Raw genomic sequence first — 22,518 nt, 5'->3', positions numbered from 1 at the left:
ATCAAGGTAACGCACTATAAATGTATAATTTTATCCGTGCGCTTTTATAAGCTCTTTCGCATTTGCTTTAGCTGTTTTGCTAATGTTGTCACCACCCAGCAAACGCGCAATTTCATTAACCCTGCCATCTTTATTTAATGCCAGCATATGAGTAAACGTTTCACCGTCTGCAATTTCTTTGGCAACAAAAAATTGCTGATGAGCGCTACTGGCCACTTGCGGTAAATGGGTTACACAAATTACTTGTGTCGATTTACCTAATTGGCGCAGCAGTTTACCAACGGCAGCAGCTGTAGGGCCAGAAATACCGACATCTACTTCATCAAATATAAGTGTTGGAGTCGTTACTTTTTGGGCAATAATAACTTGAATAGCCAAACTAATGCGTGATAATTCACCACCAGAGGCTATTTTTGCTAGAGGTTGTAATGGTTGCCCTGGGTTTGTTGATACTAAAAACGATACATTATCAAAACCTAAACTATTAGGAGAGCGATCGGTATGTGCTGTAAGAGCTATTTCAAATACGCCATTTTCCATAGATAAGTTAGCCATACTTTCGCTGATCAAGCCATTTAGCGTGTTGGCGTATTGATGACGACTAGCACTTAATTCCTCACTAGCCGTTTGATAATCTTCAAGGGCTGCTGCAATTTCACTTTCAAGCTGTTCGAGGCGCGAACTATTACTGCTTATAGAGTCTAGTTCTTGTGTTACATTTTGATGAAACTCAACGAGCTCTTGTGGCTTTATATGGTGTTTTCTTGCTAAATCCATAGCGCCGCTGAGTCTGTTTTCTACTTCCGTTAAGCGAGTAGGATCTAAGTCAGCTTGTTCAGTATAATTGCGTATTTCTCTGCTTGCTTCTTCAACTTGAACCGCTGCTTCTGTCAGTAATGCTGCTACATTGGCCAGGGTTTCATCATAATGTGCAAGTTCATTAAATTGTTGTGCGCTGTGTTGTAAAAGAGAGCACGCATTTTGCTCATCACTTTCGTATAAATGTTGTAGCTCGCGCTGACAAGATTGCAAAATAGTTTGGCTGTTACTGAGCTTATAATGCTCTGCTTCTATTTGTTCAAACTCACCAGCTTGCAACGCAAATTCATCAAGCTCAGCCACTTGATATTCTAATAATTGTTTTTGCGCAGCTTGTTGTTGTTGTTGGTGTTCTAGTTGTTTAAATTCTTTTTGTAAATCAGCATAACGTTTATAACGCTGGCTTACAGCATTAACTAGATTTTGGTGCCCGGCGTAAGCATCCAGTAGCTGTAATTGATGCTCTGCTTTTAATAGATGCTGGTGTGCATGTTGACCGTGTATAGAAATTAAATATTGGCCTAGCTCTTTTAGCTGTGCAGCGGTGACAGGGCTACCATTAATGTAGCTTTTGCTGCGGCCATTCTTGCAAACAACTCGACGAAGTAGACATTCGTTATCGTCATTATTAAGCATGTTCTCTTCTAGAAATGCATGAGCGTGTGGCAAATTGCTTAAATCAAATTGCGCACTTACCTCGGCTTTATCAGTGCCTGGGCGCACAGCTGATGCCTCTGCTCGTTCTCCAAGGCACAATGATAACGCATCAATAGCGATTGATTTACCCGCCCCCGTTTCACCGGTAATAGCGGTCATGCCCGAATGCCATTCAGTGCTTAAATTACTTACAATTGCAAAATTTTTAATTTCTAAACCAATTAACATACTGTTCATCCATCCAGTGAATTAACTGTTAATTTATACAGTGTTTTGGTTTATTGCAAATTAAATTTCTATATTTTAAACAAGGCTGGGCTCAATTAGTGTTTTTTTTTCTTCATCAATAGGGAGGGTTTCATCGTTAAGATCAATATTATCAACTGGTTGTATGTTGTCTTCAGTTTTCAACTTTAAGATTAACGTAGGAAGGACTTCTTGGTAAAAATTTTTATTGTATAAAATACCTTGAGCTGGCAACTCTGCTATAAAATATTGAGTGCTGTCGGCAAATGCTTGGCTATTATTACTTTTATAGGTTTTTATAAGCTCTTCGTTAAGTATGTTAATAAGTTGGTCACATAACGATTCCAACTTAACTAAATTTTCATCGGTGTGAGGCTGTACCACGAAAAAGTTACTTACAACTGCTTGAATTCGAGGAAGGTGTTTAGCACTGATGACATTTGCATCTAGTAACTCGTTTAGTTTTATTTTTAAACGTGATTGAGTACTTGCTACGCGCTCGTTAAACAGTTTTTTCTTTGCTTCAATGGTTTTTTTTCGATTACTCTCAATTAGCAAGTAACTGCCAAGTAAAGTAATTAATAATAATAAAGCAAGAAACACTACATAAGTCATTACTACTTTTTCCTGATGATATTTAAAAATTCTAGCCCGATATTTTGCGCTAAAGTTGCATGTTTGGCAATAAAATTAGTATAACCGGCTACCCCAATTTAGCTTTTTACGTAGCACATTATAATAAGAATAATTTTTTGGGTGGATTAAGCGTAATTTTTTGTCAGCTTTACGTATAACTACCTCATCACCCGGTAATACGGCGAGTACAACATGGCTGTCACAGCTTACTTGTAAGCTATCAGTATTTTCTAAACTAAGCTTTAAACGCACTTCATTATCAGCATCCACCACTAAAGGGCGACTTGATAAAGTATGTGGAAACATCGGAACCAGTGACATTGCATTAAGCTCTGGTGTTAAAATAGGCCCACCGCCCGATAAAGAATATGCCGTTGAGCCTGTTGGAGTCGACACAATCAAACCATCGGAGCGTTGAGAAAATACAAAGTCATCGTTTATAAAGGCTTCAAACTCAATCATATGTGCTACTTTATCAGCATGAAGCACTGCTTCGTTTACTGCAGAATTAGCGCTTTTAAGTTCGTTATGACGATACACTTCAACTTCTAATAAAAAACGTTTTTCTTCAATGTAATCGCCGCTGAGTACCTGTTCTAAACTACCCTCAAACCCTTCTGGATTCAAATCAGTTAAAAAGCCTAAATTACCTCTATTTACACCAATTACGGCTATATCAAAGCGAGCAAGCACCCGTGCAGCACCCAGCATGTTGCCATCGCCTCCAACCACAATCGCCAAGTCGGCACGCTCTCCTAAATCAACGAGCTTTACGAGTTTGTCGCTCGGTACATCACTAAGTTGACTCCCTGTACGTTTTTCAACAATCACCTCAAAGCCTAAAGCTAATAAAAACGTATGTAATCGTTGTAAAGTAGCGGCAGCATTAGGGTGATTTGGCTTACCAATCAAGCCGATAGTGTTAAAGGGAGAGTCCATAATAAATACACTGAGAGTTCTAATATTTGTAGAGTAACCTAAAACAGAAGTGTTTGAAAACACAGATCTTAGTAATAAACAGCGGATTTAATTAATTCACTGTAAAATTTAGATTTATTGTATTTTTATACTTGAAATAATAATACTTAGCCCCGATATAACAGCTATGCATAAAGATGTAGATAACATGAAACTAAACCCACGAGATCAGCAAATATTTGCCGCTGTTATGAGTATGTACTGTAATGGCGATGGCTTACCTGTGCCGTCAACAAAAATTGCAAAGCAAAAAGGTATGGCGGTATGCTCTGCCACTGTGCGTAACGCGATGGCGCGCCTCGAAAAAATAGGCTTGTTGTATTCACCACATACATCGGCTGGCCGAGTGCCAACCAATGATGGGTTTGACTATTGGTTTGATGAGTTTTTTACGCTCAATGATATTGCTAATTATTGGCAACCTGAGCAGGCACAATTGGTTGAGCTAGCGCATGGCTTGAGTCAACGTTACCAAGTATGCTGTTGTGTGGGGCTACCGCAGGTTAGAACACAGCAGGTATTTAGGGTAGAAGTGCTCGACTTTGATGCAAACAACTGGCTTATTTTACTCTTAGATAGAGCAGGGCAGAGCCACAATATTTGTATTAATAAGCCTAATGACCCTAGCGATAGCCAACGCTATGAATTTGCTACTTGGCTCAATACGGTTTTTAGTCAACAATCTTTAATTGAAGGCCTCTACCGAATGCAGGCAATGGCCAATACGGCTCCGCGTAATTGTCATGACTCTTTAACTCAATGGACCCGTGAGCTAAGCCAAAAATTAGGCTCAGATAACAGTATCGTTGTTGGCGAAAACTACCTTTATAAAAAAATAGATTGTGAGCAAAGCCTTAATATTGGTGTATCATTTTTAAATTTTGTTGAAGATAAACTCGCTTTTAAAAATGGGGTCTCTATTCTCAATACTGAAAACTTACCGTTCAGTAGCTGCGATGAACTCATTGTGATTAGTGTGCCGTATTTTCAAAATCAAGAATATCAGAGTCGCTTTTGTGTTATTTGTCCAAAATCAGCGCAATTAGAGAAAATAATCCAAGAATTTAAATTATTAGAGCCATTGAGCTCTTGAATCTTTTTATTCAATCCCCATAATTACCGCAGTTGTAAAGAATTGGAGCGTATATTTTATGTCTGAGCAGACACAAAACCCAGAGCAAGAAGTAGAACTGAACGAAGAAGTGACGCAAATGGAAGCTGACGTTGAGGCGGCAGTTGAAGCAGCAGAACAACATGCTGAGCAAGAGCAAAGCCCTGAAGCAGAAATTGCTATGTTATATGCCGAGCTTGAAACTGCAAAGCAAACTATTGCAGATCAAAAAGATAGCGTAGTTCGCGCTGCTGCAGATGTGGACAATATGCGTCGTCGCGCTGCACAAGATGTAGAAAAAGCACACAAATTTGCACTAGAAAAGTTTGCTAATGAATTACTCCCTGTTATAGATAACTTAGAGCGTGCTATTGAGTTTTCTGATAAAGAAAATGAAACGCTTAAGCCTTTACTTGAAGGCATTGATATGACAGTGAAAAGCTTTAACGACGCGGTAGCTAAATTTGGTGTTGAAATTGTAAACCCTCAAGGTGAGCAGTTTAACCCAGACTTTCATCAAGCAATGTCAATCCAACCAAGCAACGATGTAACACCAAATACTGTTTTAGCAGTAATGCAAAAAGGCTACACATTAAACGGTCGTTTATTACGCCCTGCAATGGTTATGGTATCTAAAGCCGCTGACGCTTAATTAAGTATACAATTTAAAAATGCCTCATTATGAGGCATTTTTTTTGTCTTTAAAATAATGTATTAACTGCACCAGTATTGTCAGTACCACCGCACTAAACATTAAACTAGAAAATGGAACCGCACTTTGTGCATGCATTACCGCTAATATAGGGCCTACTAATGCGCCACTACCAAAACGCAAGGTGCCGATAACCGCCGTAGCAGTTCCGGTATTTTGTTCAAACTTCATCAAAATTAATGAATCTGCATTACTTGCTATTATGCCTAAGCTCATCATTAACGGGGCAATAGCCGCAACAATAAAGTAAAGCGATAAATGCAACACACTAAAGCTGAGTAATGCTGTGCCAGAGATAAAACCACACATTAGCCCGTAATAAAGCATTTTTCGTGAGCCAATACGTGGCACTACGCGAGTATTTAAAAGGTTACCAAACATCAGCGCCATTACATTAAAAGCGAATAGCAGACCAAACAATTGTTCCGATACTTTAAATAAGTCGAGGTAAATATATGGAACCGAGGTTAAAAAGCAAAAAAAGCCAAACGACACAAACATCGAGCTTAAAATATCAGCGCGGGCGTGCGGGTTGCTTAATACCACTTTGTAACTCGAAAAGAATAGCGATAACCCTTTTCGATCATTTTTAAATATCGGGATATCGATTAAATAACGCTGCACAAAAAGTAAAATTACAAAGCTATAAGCCGCTAAAACAATAAAAATAGTCGACCAAAGCGAAAAGCCTAAAATAACTGAGCCGATAGAGGGGGCAAGTAAAGGCGCTATCATCATAATCATAGACACGTACGACATACCCTTAGCAGTATTTTTTTGATATATGTGTCTAATAATCCCTGGAACGACAACCGTAGCTGCCGCCCCTGTAAATGCCTGTACTGCTCTTAACAGCCAAAAAGTATGCACTTCAGTGGTAAATGCTAAAGCGAGTGAACTCAAGCCAAATAAACTGAGCCCTATTCGTGCCAGTTTACGCCTGCCAATTTGATCGGCTATGGGGCCAAAAAATAACATGCCCAATGCATAACCTGCTAAATAGATACTCAACGAGATTTGAACATTTGGCATGCTAGTATTGAGATCGTTGGCAATTACCAGCATAGCCGGTAAGTACATATCGATGGCTAAAGGCGTGATTGCTACAATACTGGCTAATAAAGGCAATAAAATACGGGTATTAAAAGAAGAAGCCGAAGCGCTCATTTAAAAACTCAAAACAACGAATATAGGTTGGGCAGTATAGCAGGGCAATGGCGTTGGATAAACTTAGTTTGCCTGCTAACTTAATTGTTTAATCGCAAAAAGCAAAGATTTTAAACTAACACTGCGTTTGGTATTCTATACTCAGTAACAAACTTTTTTAGGGCATTATAATGAAGAAATTGGTTTTGGCAGTACTTGCCAGTGCAGTATTAGTAGGTTGTAAAACATCACCAACTGGACGCACACAGATTGCGCTTTACTCAGATCAACAAATGAGTCAAATGGGCACTGCGAGTTTTGCCCAAATGAAAAAAACGCAGCCGGTAAATAAAGACCCAAAAGTTAACAGTTACGTCAATTGTATTGCTGACAAAGTAGTAGCCGTGCTTCCTACAGATTATGCATCTCAAAATTGGGAAGTGGTGGTCTTTGAAGATGAATCTGCAAACGCTTTTGCATTGCCAGGTGGTTATATTGGCGTGCACACTGGATTATTAAAAATTGCTACAAATCAAGATCAGCTTGCAACTGTTTTAGGTCATGAAGTCGGTCATGTGATTGCAGAGCACTCAAATGAACGTGTTTCACAAAGCTCTATTTTACAAACCGGAATGAAAGTCGGCAGTGCGGCGCTTGAAATGGGTAACGTGCAATATCGCAATGAAATTATGCAAGGGCTTGGTCTTGGCGCTCAATATGGTGTGGTTTTACCGTTTAGTCGTTCACATGAGACAGAAGCTGACGTTATTGGTTTAGATTTAATGGCGCAAGCAGGTTTCAACCCTAAAGAGTCTGTTACGCTTTGGCAAAATATGAGTCAAGCGGGCAGTGGGGCAACGCCAGAGTTTTTATCAACTCACCCAGCACCAACGAGCCGTATTGCAAATTTACAATCGCAAATGGGTAAAGCGCTTAGTGAGCAAAAAGCAGCTAAAGCACAAGGTAAAAATCCGCAGTGTAAGTTTTAACAAAACCTTATAAGCTCGTTTAACATTAGTTTGCGAGCTTAATCAAACTAACTTGAAAATGAGAACATGTAGTTTGTAATAGGCTAAATAGGAAAATTCAAGGATGAAAAAAATAGTTGTAATCATTAGCGTTGTTTTGATCAGCTTAGTTACAGTTTTCAGTATATTATCCAGTAAGCGTCATAATTCAACCCTGCTTACACCAACAGAAGCCAATGTTGATATTAAAAAGCCAAAAGTTAATTTCGGGAATAACACAAACGCCAAAAATATTTATGTTAAACAGCCATTTCCTACTGATACCCCGAATGAGGAGCAATGCAAAGAGCTAAATTATAAGCAGTATCAGTTACGAGATAATAATGAACGTGATATTGAGCTAAAAGCTTCACAAGCATTTAAAAACGGGTATACAGCAAAGCAGGTCGCCGAGGCAATATGGTTTTCGAGTTACTGGTCAGTGGCTAAAACTTGGTACGATAAAGCGGCATTAGCAAAGTCAGTTGAAAAGTTGCTTCCGATTTTACAATCAATACCGAATAGTGAAAGATTAATCGCTCAATACGATTACGTTAACGCACCGGACTTAAATATAACAACTGTTGTTGATTACACTGACCTTTTGGATATACTTTGGAAAAACTTGCCCACAGATACGATTTACAAAAAGGTCAGCTCAACAAATACCTCTGCCGTTGAAATTTTTAACGAAATTGAACGGACTTTTTCAGAAATTCCATATGATGTACTTAACAATAATCAACTTTCTCCTTTAAATTCAATTTTAAATCTGTTGTTGACTAAACAGCAGCTACAATCCGCTATTATGCTTTTGCAGCGTTACCCTGATTTAAAGTTATCAGATGTAAGCTTCGATAATAAATTAGCATTGAATTTTCTCACTATTATAGGTGGTGAAGATTATGAAATTACTAATCCAACAGAGCATAAATTGTTCTTAACTCTTTTAGGGTTATTAGAGAAGCAGGTTTTTTATCAAAAAATCACACACCCTTGGTTTAGTAACGAAAAGGTCAATAAGGGGGTTGAGAAATTAAATAACGAAGGGATCGTTATTAAAATCGTTTTAATCGATGATATAGAGAAACCGAACCCTATATTGCAACTGAATATAAAAGAATCCGTATTAACTGACGAACAACAACTGGACCTCAAAAAGTGTCAATCAACGACGGATTGGCTTACAAGCCGTGAATTAACACCCAATGAAATTGAAACATTTAAAGATCAGCCTTTTATTGCAAAGATCAAATCTTCACCTGAGTTTAAGCACTGCAAAAATAAACAAGCTTTACAAAACCTACCGTTAATAAAAAGTCAATTTACTGCAGCGAGTAAGATAATTAATCAAGCAATTGGTAATCAAAACACCTCATTGCAAGAACTCGATTTAGAAACCTTAGATTTACCTGCTTTGTTACCTGAAACAAAATCTATATTAGCAGTTATTATTGCTCGAGATTACCTCCAAGCAACTAGCTTAAATGAGCAAGAAATTATAGCTAGATTAAGTAATGTTGGTTTGAAACCGTTAAGTAGTCATTCGGAATTGTTAGGAGGATTCGCAGGATTAAAAGGATTAACTTTGTGGCTTAATTCATTAAATTTCGAGCAGTTAAAGGATGCGCAGATTTTATTGAATAGTTTTGCAGCTGAAGGCGTTTTTGAACCCTTCGCTATATTAAACACTAGGCTGGGTGGCGTTGCTTATGATAATAAAAATGAATTGGATCCTCTTTATTTCTTTATCCAAAATTATTCAGAACTTTCTATTCATTCCGGTGATCCAATGACCTATGAAAATAAGAAAAATAAAGCATTTATAAACTTTTTTACTCGCAATGGAGCTCACATTGAATCGCAACATCTTCGAGCTTCATTTGCTCTCAAAATCCGATCTAAAGAAGGCTATAACCGTCTGATAACACATTTTCCTGAGTTAGAAGTAAAGAGCGGGGACGACTACTTCTCAGTTAATTGCCGATAGGTTAACAATTAGATAAAACATATATTTTTGAACTTAAAAAAGTGCGAAATGGTTCGCACTTTTTAATTTACTTTGTTATTAAAAAGTCCACTCTATGTGTACTTGTGGAACTGACTCTGTAACATCTGTACCAAGTTTGTTATGCCAGTACTGCCACTCCATACCTAACAGTAAGGTGTTTTCTTTCATTTCTAGCGCATGCCCCATATCCCATACAATAATAGGTTGAGCTAAAAACCAAGCGCGTACGTCATTACCAAACTCATCTTCACGCTCAGCAATATATTCCGCATGACCCTTAACACTAAATTTTTGTGAGCCAATCATAAATGGATATTCAAAAGCAACGTCAAACATCCAGCTGTTGGTTTCAATTGGCGCACCGCCTTTCGCAACACCTTCACTATCATCAATGTAGGCAGTCACAAGGGTTGAGAAGAAATTAAAACCAGGTACATCCCAGCTTAATTTTACACCCGGTAAGTATTTAACAACTTTAGCATCGCCTGCGGCATTAATACCCATGGTTAGGCCAACATCAACGAGCGCACCTGACGCTACTTTTTCGTCCATAACGGCCGATAAGCTAAGCGTAGAATAACCTTCAAAGTAAAAGTCTTGATCTTGGTAGTTATCGTCATTGCCATCAGTGCTGTAATCAATAAAGAAAAAGTTATCCCCATAGTCATGGCCTGAAGCATGTTGCAATGAATAAACCGTGGTGCTTGATTTTTGTTCAGTGAACGGGTTTTTATGATTACCGTTGTTAATATGAAGCGCAGTACTGCTCCAATTAGCAGCAGTAGCTGTTGAACTTAAGGCACACGCACTAAGTGCAACGAGAGGAAGTAAGTTTTTAATTTTCATAACCATATTTTATGTGACACGCTGAATACCACATTATAGCAAAGACGGTTAATTTGTTAATTATTTATTGTGATAAACAGCGTACTAGCATGTGGCTAATACACTGTTTAAAGAAGATTTAAGCTTTATTACGACGTAAACAAATAACCGCAATAGCGGTAAAAGCTAAAATAAAGCAGTAGTAAGATGAGGTTGATACTTCCCACGGGCTAATTTTAAATGTAGCACCAAGCAGAAGTGCTTGTGCGCCGTAAGGTAAAGACCCTTGGGTAACACAGGCAAAAATATCTAATAAACTGGCAGAACGTTTACCACTAATTTCGCCATCGTCAGCTAGCTTTTTAGCAATAGGGCCAGTCACAATAATAGACACTGTGTTGTTAGCAATACACATATTGCTGGTTAGCACTAATGCAGCTATCCCTAACTGATCCGCTACCTTGCGATGCCATTTTGCAATGACCTTAGTGATTGCTTGAATTTTTTGCGCGATGTAGTCGAGGCCGCCATTAATACGAATAAACTCAGAGAGGCCACCAATAAACATAGAGAGCAAAAATATTTCCTGCATGTCGCTAAAACCTTGGTAAATATCTTTTACAAAGCTGGCGCCTTCATAGCTTCCAGTAAAGCCCATCAATGCGGCGAAAACAATACCGCTTAACAGTACTACAAATACATTAAAGCCCATTACTGCCAGTACTAAAATAAAGGCATAAGGAAGTACTAATAAAATATCGTAGTCTTTGGTATCAACTACTTGTGCTGCAGGCGTTAAAAACAATAGTAATGCAATAGTAAGGATAGCGGCCGGAACAGCAATTTTAAGATTTTCTTTAAACTTATCTTTCATTTCACAGCCTTGCGTGCGGGTAGCTGCAATCGTAGTGTCGGAAATTATTGATAGGTTATCACCAAACATGGCGCCAGATACAATGGTACCGGCCATTAATGCGGGATCAATCCCTGTTTTCATTGATACTGCATAAGCAATTGGGCCAATAGCACCGATAGTTCCCATTGACGTGCCCATCGCAGTAGAGATAACCGCTGCAATTAAAAACAAACCAGGCAGAAGTAATGAAGGGGGAATAAGAGAGAGACCAGCATTAACAACCGCGTCAACGCCACCGGTTGCCCCTGCAACCGCAGAAAAAGCACCTGCTAATAAATAGATAAGGCACATGGTAATAATATTGTTATTACCCACGCCTTTAATAAAGGTTTCTACACTCTGATTAATACTGGCTTTGTTTAAGATAAAGGCTAAAACAATCGCAGGTAAAATAGCGACCGGTGCTGGGAGTTGATAAAATGCATAATCAACCCCTTGAGATTGCAAATATAAGCCTGAGCCTAAAAAAATAGCAACAAAGGTGAGTAGGGGTAGCAAAGAAAATCTTGCTTTATTTTTATCAAATGATGGCTGCATCATAATCCTCATTAATTATTCATAGCAATCGAAACCGATTGATATACTTAACAGCCAAAGCATCCCTCTTTTAGCTGAATTTAGTTGTTTGTTTTACTATCTAACCAGATAAGTAACTCAACAGCGCCCGCAAGCCAAAGACCAAATCGGCGCAAAAAAAGAAGTTTAAATGTATAGATGGCTAAATGCAAAGACTATCTGTTATTATTATTATTAAAATAATCGAAGCTTTTTTATAAGCTTTCCTGACTATTACATGAGTTTTAGATAAAATCTAGCTAACTAAAAAATACATAGGTTGTAAAAGATGAATCGAGTAGGTGTGTTTGGTGCGAATGGCCGTATGGGGCTGGCACTTTTAGAAGCAGCAACAATCAATAAAAATTCACAATTAGCGGCGGCCTATGTACGCAGTGAGTCTGAGTTAGTGGGTCTATCGGTTAATCAACTTAATAGTGCAGCAGCTAAAGACATTCACTTTAGCAGTGAGCAACAGGTTGAAAATGTAGATGTGCTAATAGACTTTACTCTTCCGCAAGGCATGAGAAATCACTTAAAAACAGCTGTTGAGAAAAAAACACCTATGGTAATTGGCACCACTGGCTTAACTCATGATGATATGGCTCTATTAACAGATGCCGCTAAACATATCCCGATCGTATTTGCGCGTAATTATAGCGTGGGCGTAAATTTACTGCTTAACTTAGTGCAAACAGCAGCGACAAAATTAGGCGATGATTTAGATATTGAAATTTTTGAAGCGCATCATCGTCATAAAATCGATGCGCCATCGGGTACAGCATTAGCTATTGGCGAGTCGATTGCACAGGCTAAAGGGTGGGATCATGATGAGGTTGCTGTTTATGATCGTAACAACATAGAGCAGGCCAAATCACAAAATGAAATTGGCTATTCGGTGCTAAGAGGCGGCGATATAGTAGGTGAACACACGGCCTACTTCGCTACAATGGGCGAAAGACTTGAATTAACCCATAAAGCAAGTTCGCGAATGACCTTCGCGCTAGGTGCTATAAGAGCTGCGCAGTGGTTGAAAAATAAACCTGCAGGACTTTATGATATGCAAGATGTGCTAGATTTAAAGTAGTTAAGTTCCTTTTTTAACGCTTTGAGGTGGTTTTTTGGTATAACCACTTATTTATTGCAATTTACTAATTAGCGTTAGACCTAAAAGCCAACTTCATGTAGAATACAGCCAATTTGCCAAAAATTACTAAATGCGTGTTTCCAATTATACTCATATGGTTAGCAAAACCGGGGTTTGTGTGGGAATAAAAAGAGTTTTAGGCAAGAAAAATGAATGAAGGTTTAGTGGTTTACATCGGCATCATTTAAGACTGCGTAAAACAATTTAAGCTCACAGGAATCAGGTTTTGACCAATTATTTGGGTATTGGCGGGGTGTTAAGCAATTTGCTTACTCCCGTTTTTTACTGTTAGGAGGTTTAACTTGACTAAATCCGCTCTGTTAGTCCTAGAAGACGGCACAGTGTTTCGCGGTACTGCAATCGGCGCTGACGGCATGTCAGTCGGTGAAGTAGTATTCAATACGTCTATGACTGGTTATCAAGAAATTTTGACTGATCCATCGTACGCGGAACAAATCGTAACTTTGACGTACCCACATATCGGTAATACGGGTACCAACAGCGAAGACGAAGAAGCGAGTCACATTTGGGCGAAAGGCCTAGTGATCCGTGATTTGCCACTGCTAGCAAGTAATTTTCGTAACGAGCAATCGTTAGATGATTACTTAAAAGAACGTAATATTTTAGGTATTGCGGACATCGACACCAGAAAACTAACCCGTATTTTGCGTGACAAAGGCGCACAAAATGGCTGTATTGTTGCTGGTGACGAACTAGACGAGAAAAAAGCGCTCGAAGCCGCGCAAGCCTTCCCAGGCTTAAAAGGTATGGATTTAGCAAAAGTTGTCTCAACCAAGGAAAATTTTGAGTGGCGCGAATCAAGCTGGACATTAGGCGAGGGGTTTAAAACCTTACACGCTGATGATGAAAAGTTTCATGTTGTTGCCTACGACTTCGGTGTTAAACGTAACATTTTACGTATGCTTGTTGATCGTGGTTGTAAACTGACCGTTGTCCCAGCACAAACCTCTGCCGCTGACGTACTAGCCTTAAACCCAGATGGTATTTTCTTATCAAACGGCCCTGGCGATCCTGAGCCATGTACTTATGCCATTGATGCAATTAAAACCTTTTTAGAAACCGACACGCCAATTTTTGGTATTTGTTTAGGGCATCAACTACTAGCACTTGCCTCAGGTGCTAAAACAGTAAAAATGAAGTTTGGCCACCATGGTGGTAACCACCCAGTTAAAGATCTTGACCGCGATGTTGTAATGATCACTGCACAAAACCACGGTTTTGCTGCAGATGAAGCCACATTACCAGATAACTTACGTGCTACGCACAAATCGTTATTTGACGGTACATTACAAGGTATTCACCGTACAGATAAACCAGCGTTTAGCTTCCAAGGTCATCCTGAAGCAAGTCCTGGTCCGCACGATGCAGCCCCATTATTTGACCACTTCATCGACTTGATGCAAGCGCGTAACCACTAATTTAACCGGAGTAATAATGCCAAAACGTACCGATATAAAAAGCATTCTTATCTTAGGCGCAGGCCCAATTGTAATTGGTCAAGCTTGTGAATTTGACTACTCTGGTGCTCAAGCGTGTAAAGCACTAAGAGAAGAAGGCTATAGAGTTATATTAGTTAACTCAAACCCAGCCACTATCATGACTGATCCAGAAATGGCCGATGCAACATACATCGAACCAATTCACTGGGAAGTGGTAGAAAAAATTATTGAAAAAGAAAAGCCAGATGCTGTACTGCCTACAATGGGTGGTCAAACGGCATTAAACTGTGCGCTTGATTTAGATAAGCACGGTGTATTGGCAAAGCATGGTGTTGAGCTTATTGGCGCAACAGCCGATGCAATCGATAAAGCAGAAAACCGTGAGCGTTTTGATGTTGCTATGCGTAACATCGGCCTTGAATGTCCACGTGCTGAAATTGCCCATTCAATGGATGAAGCTCGCGATACTATGAGCCGAATCGGCTTACCGTGTATTATTCGCCCTTCTTTCACAATGGGCGGCACCGGTGGCGGTGTGGCTTACAACATGGAAGAGTTTGAAGAAATTTGTGAGCGCGGTTTAGACCTTTCTCCAACCAGCGAGTTATTAATTGATGAATCGTTAATTGGTTGGAAAGAATACGAAATGGAAGTTGTTCGTGACAAAAAAGACAACTGCATCATCGTTTGTTCTATTGAAAACTTTGACCCAATGGGTGTGCACACAGGTGACTCAATCACGGTTGCACCAGCACAAACATTAACCGACAAAGAATACCAAATTATGCGTAATGCCTCTATGGCCGTATTGCGTGAAATTGGTGTTGAAACCGGCGGTTCAAACGTACAATTTGGTGTAAATCCAGTTGATGGCCGTATGGTTATCATCGAGATGAACCCGCGTGTATCACGTTCATCAGCGCTTGCATCTAAAGCAACAGGCTTCCCGATTGCTAAAATCGCAGCTAAGCTTGCTGTAGGTTACACGTTAGACGAGTTACAGAATGATATTACTGGCGGTAAAACACCAGCATCGTTTGAGCCTTCAATCGATTACGTTGTAACAAAAATTCCTCGCTTTAACTTTGAAAAATTTGCCGGTGCAAACGACCGTTTAACAACGCAAATGAAATCAGTGGGCGAAGTAATGGCGATTGGTCGTAACCAACAAGAGTCATTGCAAAAAGCATTACGTGGTTTAGAAGTAGGCGCAACGGGCTTTAACCCAATTGTGGCGCTTGACGACCCGAAAGCAAAAGAAAAAATCATTCGTGAATTACGTGAGCCTGGTGCAGAGCGTATTTGGTACATTGCCGATGCGATGCGCCATGGAATGAGCGTTGAAGATGTGTTCGAACTGACTAAGATTGACCCTTGGTACTTAGTACAAATTGAAGACATCCTAAAAGATGAAGCTAAAATTTCAGAAGTCGGTATGGCCGGCTTAAATGCAGACTTCTTGCGTAAACTTAAACGCAAAGGCTTTGCAGATCCGCGTATTGCAGAAATTGCCGGTGTGTCAGAAGCTGAAATCCGTAAAAAGCGTCATCAACTCAATATTGTACCTGTGTACAAACGCGTTGATACGTGCGCTGCCGAATTTAGCTCAGATACAGCTTACATGTACTCATCTTACGATGAAGAATGTGAAGCGAATGCATCTGACCGTGATAAAATCATGGTGATTGGTGGCGGTCCTAACCGTATCGGCCAAGGTATTGAATTTGACTACTGTTGTGTTCATGCTGCGCTTGCGCTTCGTGAAGACGGTTACGAAACTATTATGGTTAACTGTAACCCTGAAACGGTATCTACCGATTACGATACGTCAGACCGTTTATACTTCGAACCAATTACCCTAGAAGACGTGCTTGAAATTGTACGTGTTGAAAAGCCAAAAGGCGTTATCGTGCAGTACGGTGGTCAAACACCACTTAAACTAGCGCGCGAGCTTGAAGCTAACGGCGTGCCTGTAATTGGTACTTCACCTGATGCAATTGACCGTGCAGAAGACCGTGAGCGTTTCCAACAACTTGTTGAGCGTTTAGACTTACTGCAGCCAGAAAATGCGACGGTTACCTCTACTGAAGAAGCACTACTTAAATCAGTTGAAATTGGTTTCCCACTGGTAGTACGTCCTTCGTACGTATTAGGTGGTCGTGCGATGGAAATTGTATACGATGAGCAAGACTTACGTCGTTACATGACCGAAGCCGTATCTGCATCAAATGAAGCACCAGTATTACTAGACCGTTTCTTAGATAACGCGATAGAAGTTGACGTTGACGCAATTTGCGACGGCGAGCAAGTGATTATTGGCGGCATCATGGAGCATATTGAACAAGCAGGCGTTCACTCTGGTGACTCAGCATGTTCATTACCAGCTCACTCGCTAACGCAAGAAGTGCAAGATGTGATGCGTAAGCAAGTAACTGATATGGCACTTGAACTTGGCGTAGTTGGTTTGATGAATACGCAGTTTGCGGTTAAAGATGGCAAAGTGTATCTAATCGAAGTAAACCCACGTGCAGCACGTACAGTTCCATTTGTATCTAAAGCAACGGGTGTAGCACTTGCAAAAGTAGCGGCGCGTTGTATGGCGGGTCAATCTTTAGCAAGCCAAGGCATTACTAAAGAAGTGATTCCACCTTACTACAGCGTAAAAGAAGTGGTATTGCCATTTGCTAAGTTCCAAGGTGTGGATCCTATCCGTGGACCTGAAATGCGCTCAACGGGTGAAGTAATGGGTGTTGGTGATACTTTCGCCGAAGCGTTTGCAAAAGCACAATTAGGTGCAAGCAACACTTTACCACGTGGTGGTCGCGCGTTACTATCTGTACGTAATAGCGATAAGCCACGTATTGTAGAACTAGCAAAAACTATGACAGACCTTGGTTTTGAGCTAGACGCAACAGGTGGGACAGCTGCTGCACTTGAAGATGCTGGAATTACGGTTCGCCGTGTAAATAAAGTATACGAAGGTCGTCCGCACATTCTTGATAGAATCAAAAATGGCGAGTATAGCTATATCGTTAATACCACCGAAGGTCGCCAAGCGATTGAAGATTCGAAGGTGTTACGTCGTGGTGCATTGCAGCACAAAACCAATTATACTACGACATTGAATGCGGCATTTGCTAACTGTACTGCTAACCAAGCAGATGACCGCAGTAAAGTGACGTCTGTTCAAGAACTACACCTGCGATTGAACTAAGGAAATGTGCCAAGGCCATAACCATGGCCTTGGGATTAAGTGAGAAAAGTATGCAATCAATTCCAATGACAGTTCGTGGCGCAAAATTATTGCGCGATGAGCTTAACGAATTAAAAACTGTTACCCGTCCAAAAATTGTATCTGATATTGCTGATGCACGTGAACACGGTGACTTAAAAGAAAATGCTGAGTATCACGCTGCGCGTGAGCAACAGGGTTTTTGTGAAGGCCGTATTCAAGAAATTGAAGCAAAACTTTCAAACATGCAGATGATTGACGTAACAAAGATGCCTAATACAGGTAAAGTGATTTTTGGTACTACAGTAACCATCGTTAATGTTGAAACCGACGCTGAAGTTAAATATCAGATTGTTGGCGATGATGAAGCAGATATTAAAAGTAATTTAATTTCTGTTAATTCACCAATTGCTCGCGGCTTAATTGGTAAACAAGCGGATGACGCTGTGATTATCAAAACGCCAAAAGGTGATGTAGAGTACGAAATCATTGAGGTTGAGTATATTTAATTAGTTAACTCACTTTAACGTTTTATAAAAACCAGTGCTTAGTAATAAGCACTGGTTTTTTTATGCTTGATTTTTATATTTGGTTTAGAATCGGTTGAATATTATTCATTGTTTGTAAATGTAGGCTATGTTGTTATGGTAGTAACCTATTCTTCAATAAGGAAATAATATGGCAAATATACTGTATCCGGCACCTTTAACAGTGGGATCTAAAATCGCCGTGTGTTCTTTATCAGCGGGGATCAAATCAAAATACCATCCACGGTTAGATATTGTCATTAATGGCTTAAAACATCGAGGTTATCAGATTGTTGAGGGGGAGTTTTTACGTCAAAACGAGCCGCGAACTCAACTTACAGCTAAGCAGCATGCCAAGCAATTAATGGACTTTTTATTAGATGATGAAATAGATGCGATCATGCCGCCAATGGGCGGAGAGCTGGCAATGGAAATATTGCCGTTACTTGATTTTAGCGCAATTAAAAACGCTAAACCTAAATGGTTAGTGGGCTATTCAGATGTCAGTACGATTGCTTGTGCACTGACAGCAAAATGTAATTGGGCAACACTGCATAGTGCTAATTTAATTCAATTACACCCTGATGAAAAAGACCCGTATTGTTTACAAATTTTTGAAAGCCTAAGCTATGAGGCTAGCAGTGAGTTTGAGCAAGCCCCCTCGACTAACCATCAACATAGCAAGCCTGATTACGCACAAAACCCGAATGCATTATTTGATCACAGCGTTCCCACACAATGGCAATGTTTAAATTACACCGATAAGCGCAGTATTGAAATGTCAGGGCGGTTGTTTGGTGGGTGTCTTGATACGGTTGGGCTGTTGCTTGATTCGCCTTTTTTAGCACTGCATGAGTTTAAAAAGCATAATGCCTCGCAAGGTATTGTGCTTTATTTAGAAAGCGCAGAGCTCACGCCAGCGACCGTTGCAAGGTTTTTATTGTCACTTAAATTAGCGGGCATGTTTGATGATATAAACGGGGTGATTATTGGTCGTCATGTGACCTTACAAGGGCAAGATCCAGGGTTTGATTATCGCCAAGGCTTAAATGCCGCTTTTGGTGGGTGTTTATTTCCGGTGATCATAGATGCCGATATTGGCCACATTCCTCCTAATTTAAACTTAGTTAATGGTGCATTATGCACTGTTACCGCAGATGTTGAACAAGGCAAAGTGCTCAGTGCATCTGTGGTCACAAAACTAGCCTAGTAATAATAAACTGCTCACTTACTATTTAAAGTGAGCAGTTATGACTTATAAAACCTGAATAATTTGTTCTTTGCTTAAACGTGATTTTGGCAGCTTAGCATTGTAGTCTTCTTCAGCGTCATGGTAGCCCAGCGCAAGTGCGACATCACAGATGTAGCCGTCTAATTCGCTTGCGAACTCCTCACCAATCAGTTGTGCATCAACGCCTTCCATCGGGGTGGTATCAATTCCTAAGCGTGCTGCTGCATGCATAGTATTGCCTAAAGCAATGTAGGTTTGTGCTTTAGTCCAGGCGGCATTATTACCCTGCTCATCGGTATTTAAATCCACAAACGCAAAGGCGCCAAAAGCTTGCTCGCGGTTTTCTGTTTGAGTTCGGCCATTTTTTACATCAGCATCAATTACTTGGCCATAGTTTTCACGGGTATATTGCGGATTATGAGCGAATAAAATAATGTGTGATGCCGCTTTAATGTGTGGCTGATTAAATTGAAACTTATTAGCAAAGGTACTGTGCATACGCTCTTTTGCGGCATCAGATTCAATCACAATAAATTTCCAAGGCTGTGAATTAATTGACGAAGGAGAAAGACGCATAGCACTATACAATACCACTAAATCGTCTTGAGAAATGCGCTTTGTAGCATCATAACGTTTAGCGGTGTGGCGGCTTTCAAGATCGCGAATAATAGGGTGAGTCATAGTCTCTCCATAATAAAAAAGGGCTGATAAATAGTGTTCATTGAGTGTATGAACAGCATAATACAATTTGCTTTATTTAAAATAAACAGCATAATTATTGAATCATTATCAAATAAATTTAGATAATATGCAGATTGATGATTTAAAGCTGATATTAAAAGTCGCTGAATTTAAAAGTATTACTTTAGCTGCTGCCAAACTTGATATGCGTACAGCAACGGCAAGTGCTGCTATCAAACGTGTTGAAGCCGCCTTAGGCGTTGACCTATTTGTACGTACAACACGCCATCTAAGGCTTTCAGTTGCTGGAGAGCGATATATACCACAATGCGAGCAAGCTTTAGCTGTGCTTGAAAACGCTCGGCAAAACTTAAAAGGGGAGCATGATGAAATCGAAGGTGAACTGAGAGTCGCGTTATCGTCTGACTTAGGTCGCAACTTAGTGATCCCTTGGATTGATGAAATCATGGATAAGTACCCAAGTGTGAGCTTGCGTACGCACATTAGCGATAGCAATATCGATTTTTTTCGTGACTCGGTTGATATAGCACTACGTTATGGCTCACCGAGTGACGCTAATGTGTATGGGTTTAAAATTTGTAATGTGCCTCGTTTACTGTGCGCTACAAAAGACTATGTACAACAATTTGGCAGCCCACAGCACCCTGATGATTTAGCGCAGCATCACGGATTATTTTACCAGCTGCAAGATATTATAAATAATGTGTGGGAGTTTACCGATGGCCAAAAAAAATACAAAGTAAAAATGCAGGGCAGACGTGCCTCAAATGATGGCGATTTAGTCAGGCGTTGGTGTGTTGCAGGTAAAGGTTTAGCGGTTAAATCAGCGTTAGATATTGCAGATGATTTGCTAAATGATCACGTGATCACGCTGATGCCTAGTTATCAACACACCTGTGGTGAACTTTGGTTAATATGCCCAAGCCGCCAATCCATTACGCCAGCAGTGAGATTGCTAAGAGATGTGTGCAGAGAAAAAGCTACTCGTTTGTTACAACAGTTAGTTGATAAAGGTGTTTTAGCAAAAAGTGCACTTGAATGATGTTTTTCCAGCCAAGTGCATGTTGATTTAAAGTTTGCTGCTGAGTGTTTTAATTGCCTGGGATGCATTTTCACTCGTAGGGTCGAGCTCTAAAGTTTGTCGATAAAACTCAAGTGACTTTGCAATGTTACCATCAGCTAAATATGCTTCCGCTAAACTGTCGTGGGCATTCGCAGAGTCTGGATTTGTTTGCACATTGAGTTTAAATACAGCAATGGCTTCTTTTATCATCTTCATTTCGAGTAGTTCATAGCCAAAATAATTAATTGAGCGCTCGCGAGGAGTATCGCCACTAGAGACCAATTCTGCGTATTTCTTATTTAACTCACTAATGCCACCACTTTTTATTGCCTGAAACAACATGCTATCAACATTTTCGGTTGCTACCTCGTAAGATTTACCATAAACAATATTGGTTAAGCCTTTCGTCATAGGTGTGAGCGGAGCTCCGCCAGTGTTATTTAAAATCACGATAAGTAGCTGATCTTCCAATATACGACTAATAAATGCATTAAATCCATCTATACCTCCACCATGTTGTACTTGTGTTAGTGGTTTGCCATATTTATAACCACTTAATTGATTAACTTCCCAGCCAAATGCGTAATTACGCTGCTGCGTTACGGTATACATTTGCTTTTTTAGCTCTTCATTTATTAGCTTATTTGTATAAAGTGCTTGGTCCCATTTTACGAGATCGCGGGCGGTTGAATAGAGAGACCCCGCGGCATAGGGAATAGACATATCTAGATAATCGGCTTTAGTGTAACCGTCTAAGTTATTGTTATAACCAGATGCACGTTGCTTGAGCAGCTTTTCATGAGAGTCATAACCGCTGTTGTGCATATTCAGCGGGGTAAAAATGTTCTGCTGCAGTACGTCTTGGTATGTTTGTTGAGTGACCTTTTCAATCACGGCACCTAAAATAAAGTAGCCTGAATTGCTGTAGCGAAATTGTGTACCGGGCTCAAATAATAAATCATCACTACATAACAGCGTTATAAACTCATCAACGCTGTAAGGGTTGCGGCTGTAATCATCTCTAAATGCTTTTGCATGAGTATAATTACTTAGGCCTGAAGTATGGTTAAGGATTTGGCGAATGGTAATTTTATCGCCAATATCTTTACGATAGCCGGGTAGGTAAGTGCTTAAAGGGGCATCGAGCTGTATTTTGTTTTGTTGAACCAATTGTAGAATGAGTAGGGCTGTAAATTGCTTTGTAATAGAGCCTATTCGAAACTTGGTCTGTGATGTGTTTTTAATATCCCATTCAAAGTTTGCGTAACCATAGCTTTTTTCAAAAATAACTTCGCCGTGTTTGGCAACTAACACGTTACCATTAAATTGTTTTAACTCATGAAAGCCTTGTATGAAAGAGTCAATTTCTGTGGCTTTATTAGCGGCTAAGCTTATTGTAGATATAAAAAGTACACTCATAGCTAATAATTGAGTTAGCCAAACTCTAGTCTTGTGACTCATAATTTTCCTTAATTATTATTGTTTGTTTTAAAATCAATTTTTAGCGTGGTTAGTATGAAAAGTAAACTTATTTCGT

18 protein-coding genes are annotated in these 22,518 nt (G+C 39.8%); 10 read left to right on the top strand and 8 right to left on the bottom strand.

What is annotated here, in order from left to right; translation table 11 throughout:
• Positions 1-30 precede the first annotated feature (30 nt).
• From recN to nadK, 3 genes are all read right to left on the bottom strand, one after another.
• Positions 31-1,704, bottom strand: a complete 1,674-nt coding sequence (recN, locus tag MTF66_RS26715; RefSeq protein WP_138621276.1) for a DNA repair protein RecN — start codon at positions 1,702-1,704, stop codon at positions 31-33.
• A gap of 75 nt (positions 1,705-1,779) precedes the next feature.
• A complete protein-coding gene (locus tag MTF66_RS26710) occupies positions 1,780-2,337 on the bottom strand; it encodes a hypothetical protein (RefSeq protein ID WP_138621274.1) in 558 nt (185 codons plus the stop codon).
• A gap of 75 nt (positions 2,338-2,412) precedes the next feature.
• Positions 2,413-3,297 (bottom strand): NAD(+) kinase, encoded by an 885-nt coding sequence (gene nadK, locus MTF66_RS26705; RefSeq protein WP_008464501.1) that lies wholly within the window; start codon positions 3,295-3,297, stop codon positions 2,413-2,415.
• A gap of 166 nt (positions 3,298-3,463) precedes the next feature.
• On the opposite strand from nadK, the gene MTF66_RS26700 reads away from it, so the two are divergent.
• Together MTF66_RS26700 and grpE are read left to right on the top strand one after the other, a co-directional pair.
• A complete protein-coding gene (locus MTF66_RS26700; RefSeq protein ID WP_054201107.1) occupies positions 3,464-4,429 on the top strand; it encodes an HrcA family transcriptional regulator in 966 nt (321 codons plus the stop codon).
• A 58-nt stretch (positions 4,430-4,487) separates the two neighbouring features.
• Positions 4,488-5,099, top strand: a complete 612-nt coding sequence (grpE, locus tag MTF66_RS26695) for a nucleotide exchange factor GrpE (protein ID WP_008113139.1) — start codon at positions 4,488-4,490, stop codon at positions 5,097-5,099.
• A 27-nt stretch (positions 5,100-5,126) separates the two neighbouring features.
• Here grpE and MTF66_RS26690 read toward each other — a convergent pair whose 3' ends face one another.
• Entirely contained in the window at positions 5,127-6,326 is a 1,200-nt protein-coding gene (locus tag MTF66_RS26690) for a Bcr/CflA family efflux MFS transporter (RefSeq protein WP_138621272.1), read from the bottom strand.
• A 170-nt stretch (positions 6,327-6,496) separates the two neighbouring features.
• On the opposite strand from MTF66_RS26690, the gene MTF66_RS26685 reads away from it, so the two are divergent.
• Both MTF66_RS26685 and MTF66_RS26680 read left to right on the top strand, forming a co-directional pair.
• Positions 6,497-7,294 carry a M48 family metallopeptidase gene (locus MTF66_RS26685; RefSeq protein ID WP_138621270.1) on the top strand — a complete coding sequence of 266 codons (798 nt, stop codon included), beginning with the start codon at positions 6,497-6,499 and terminating at the stop codon, positions 7,292-7,294.
• A gap of 103 nt (positions 7,295-7,397) precedes the next feature.
• Positions 7,398-9,302, top strand: coding sequence for a hypothetical protein (locus tag MTF66_RS26680; RefSeq protein ID WP_138621268.1), 1,905 nt, complete (start codon positions 7,398-7,400; stop codon positions 9,300-9,302).
• A gap of 78 nt (positions 9,303-9,380) precedes the next feature.
• On the opposite strand, the gene MTF66_RS26675 is transcribed toward MTF66_RS26680, so the two are convergent.
• Positions 9,381-10,169, bottom strand: coding sequence for a hypothetical protein (locus MTF66_RS26675; protein WP_055012946.1), 789 nt, complete (start codon positions 10,167-10,169; stop codon positions 9,381-9,383).
• A 118-nt stretch (positions 10,170-10,287) separates the two neighbouring features.
• Positions 10,288-11,601 carry a Na+/H+ antiporter NhaC family protein gene (locus MTF66_RS26670; protein WP_198523808.1) on the bottom strand — a complete coding sequence of 438 codons (1,314 nt, stop codon included), beginning with the start codon at positions 11,599-11,601 and terminating at the stop codon, positions 10,288-10,290.
• 307 nt (positions 11,602-11,908) lie between these two features.
• Here MTF66_RS26670 and dapB point away from each other — a divergent pair, with 307 nt between their 5' ends.
• From dapB to MTF66_RS26645, 5 genes are all read left to right on the top strand, one after another.
• Positions 11,909-12,706, top strand: coding sequence for a 4-hydroxy-tetrahydrodipicolinate reductase (gene dapB / locus MTF66_RS26665; protein ID WP_109874504.1), 798 nt, complete (start codon positions 11,909-11,911; stop codon positions 12,704-12,706).
• Between the two features lie 362 nt (positions 12,707-13,068).
• Entirely contained in the window at positions 13,069-14,205 is a 1,137-nt protein-coding gene (carA, locus tag MTF66_RS26660; protein ID WP_008113125.1) for a glutamine-hydrolyzing carbamoyl-phosphate synthase small subunit, read from the top strand.
• A gap of 16 nt (positions 14,206-14,221) precedes the next feature.
• On the top strand, positions 14,222-17,440 hold the full coding sequence (carB, locus tag MTF66_RS26655; protein WP_076922474.1) for a carbamoyl-phosphate synthase large subunit: 3,219 nt from the start codon (positions 14,222-14,224) through the stop codon (positions 17,438-17,440).
• A gap of 50 nt (positions 17,441-17,490) precedes the next feature.
• Positions 17,491-17,967 (top strand): transcription elongation factor GreA, encoded by a 477-nt coding sequence (gene greA / locus MTF66_RS26650; protein ID WP_010388635.1) that lies wholly within the window; start codon positions 17,491-17,493, stop codon positions 17,965-17,967.
• Between the two features lie 169 nt (positions 17,968-18,136).
• Complete coding sequence (locus MTF66_RS26645) at positions 18,137-19,195, top strand: S66 peptidase family protein (RefSeq protein ID WP_055012949.1); 1,059 nt, start codon at positions 18,137-18,139, stop codon at positions 19,193-19,195.
• A 45-nt stretch (positions 19,196-19,240) separates the two neighbouring features.
• Here MTF66_RS26645 and MTF66_RS26640 read toward each other — a convergent pair whose 3' ends face one another.
• A complete protein-coding gene (locus tag MTF66_RS26640) occupies positions 19,241-19,897 on the bottom strand; it encodes a nitroreductase family protein (protein WP_138621263.1) in 657 nt (218 codons plus the stop codon).
• Positions 19,898-20,024: 127 nt separating this feature from the next.
• On the opposite strand from MTF66_RS26640, the gene MTF66_RS26635 reads away from it, so the two are divergent.
• Positions 20,025-20,960: a LysR family transcriptional regulator gene (locus tag MTF66_RS26635; RefSeq protein WP_248529164.1), complete on the top strand. Its 936-nt coding sequence runs from the start codon at positions 20,025-20,027 to the stop codon at positions 20,958-20,960.
• 27 nt (positions 20,961-20,987) lie between these two features.
• On the opposite strand, the gene MTF66_RS26630 is transcribed toward MTF66_RS26635, so the two are convergent.
• Positions 20,988-22,442, bottom strand: coding sequence for a serine hydrolase (locus MTF66_RS26630; RefSeq protein WP_138621261.1), 1,455 nt, complete (start codon positions 22,440-22,442; stop codon positions 20,988-20,990).
• Positions 22,443-22,518 lie beyond the last annotated feature (76 nt).

The sequence above is a fragment of the Pseudoalteromonas sp. 2CM39R genome (assembly GCF_023161845.1).
Note: the sequence above shows the minus strand (reverse complement) of the source record. Positions and strands in the feature narration are given on the sequence as shown.

What these genes read in the sequence shown, in the direction of transcription:
- recN (WP_138621276.1), bottom strand. Translation starts at nt 1,704, where the DNA reads ATGTTAATTGGTTTAGAAATTAAAAATTTTGCAATTGTAAGTAATTTA.
- MTF66_RS26710 (WP_138621274.1), bottom strand. Translation starts at nt 2,337, where the DNA reads ATGACTTATGTAGTGTTTCTTGCTTTATTATTATTAATTACTTTACTT.
- nadK (WP_008464501.1), bottom strand. Translation starts at nt 3,297, where the DNA reads ATGGACTCTCCCTTTAACACTATCGGCTTGATTGGTAAGCCAAATCAC.
- MTF66_RS26700 (WP_054201107.1), top strand. Translation starts at nt 3,464, where the DNA reads ATGCATAAAGATGTAGATAACATGAAACTAAACCCACGAGATCAGCAA.
- grpE (WP_008113139.1), top strand. Translation starts at nt 4,488, where the DNA reads ATGTCTGAGCAGACACAAAACCCAGAGCAAGAAGTAGAACTGAACGAA.
- MTF66_RS26690 (WP_138621272.1), bottom strand. Translation starts at nt 6,326, where the DNA reads ATGAGCGCTTCGGCTTCTTCTTTTAATACCCGTATTTTATTGCCTTTA.
- MTF66_RS26685 (WP_138621270.1), top strand. Translation starts at nt 6,497, where the DNA reads ATGAAGAAATTGGTTTTGGCAGTACTTGCCAGTGCAGTATTAGTAGGT.
- MTF66_RS26680 (WP_138621268.1), top strand. Translation starts at nt 7,398, where the DNA reads ATGAAAAAAATAGTTGTAATCATTAGCGTTGTTTTGATCAGCTTAGTT.
- MTF66_RS26675 (WP_055012946.1), bottom strand. Translation starts at nt 10,169, where the DNA reads ATGAAAATTAAAAACTTACTTCCTCTCGTTGCACTTAGTGCGTGTGCC.
- MTF66_RS26670 (WP_198523808.1), bottom strand. Translation starts at nt 11,601, where the DNA reads ATGCAGCCATCATTTGATAAAAATAAAGCAAGATTTTCTTTGCTACCC.
- dapB (WP_109874504.1), top strand. Translation starts at nt 11,909, where the DNA reads ATGAATCGAGTAGGTGTGTTTGGTGCGAATGGCCGTATGGGGCTGGCA.
- carB (WP_076922474.1), top strand. Translation starts at nt 14,222, where the DNA reads ATGCCAAAACGTACCGATATAAAAAGCATTCTTATCTTAGGCGCAGGC.
- greA (WP_010388635.1), top strand. Translation starts at nt 17,491, where the DNA reads ATGCAATCAATTCCAATGACAGTTCGTGGCGCAAAATTATTGCGCGAT.
- MTF66_RS26645 (WP_055012949.1), top strand. Translation starts at nt 18,137, where the DNA reads ATGGCAAATATACTGTATCCGGCACCTTTAACAGTGGGATCTAAAATC.
- MTF66_RS26640 (WP_138621263.1), bottom strand. Translation starts at nt 19,897, where the DNA reads ATGACTCACCCTATTATTCGCGATCTTGAAAGCCGCCACACCGCTAAA.
- MTF66_RS26635 (WP_248529164.1), top strand. Translation starts at nt 20,025, where the DNA reads ATGCAGATTGATGATTTAAAGCTGATATTAAAAGTCGCTGAATTTAAA.
- MTF66_RS26630 (WP_138621261.1), bottom strand. Translation starts at nt 22,442, where the DNA reads ATGAGTCACAAGACTAGAGTTTGGCTAACTCAATTATTAGCTATGAGT.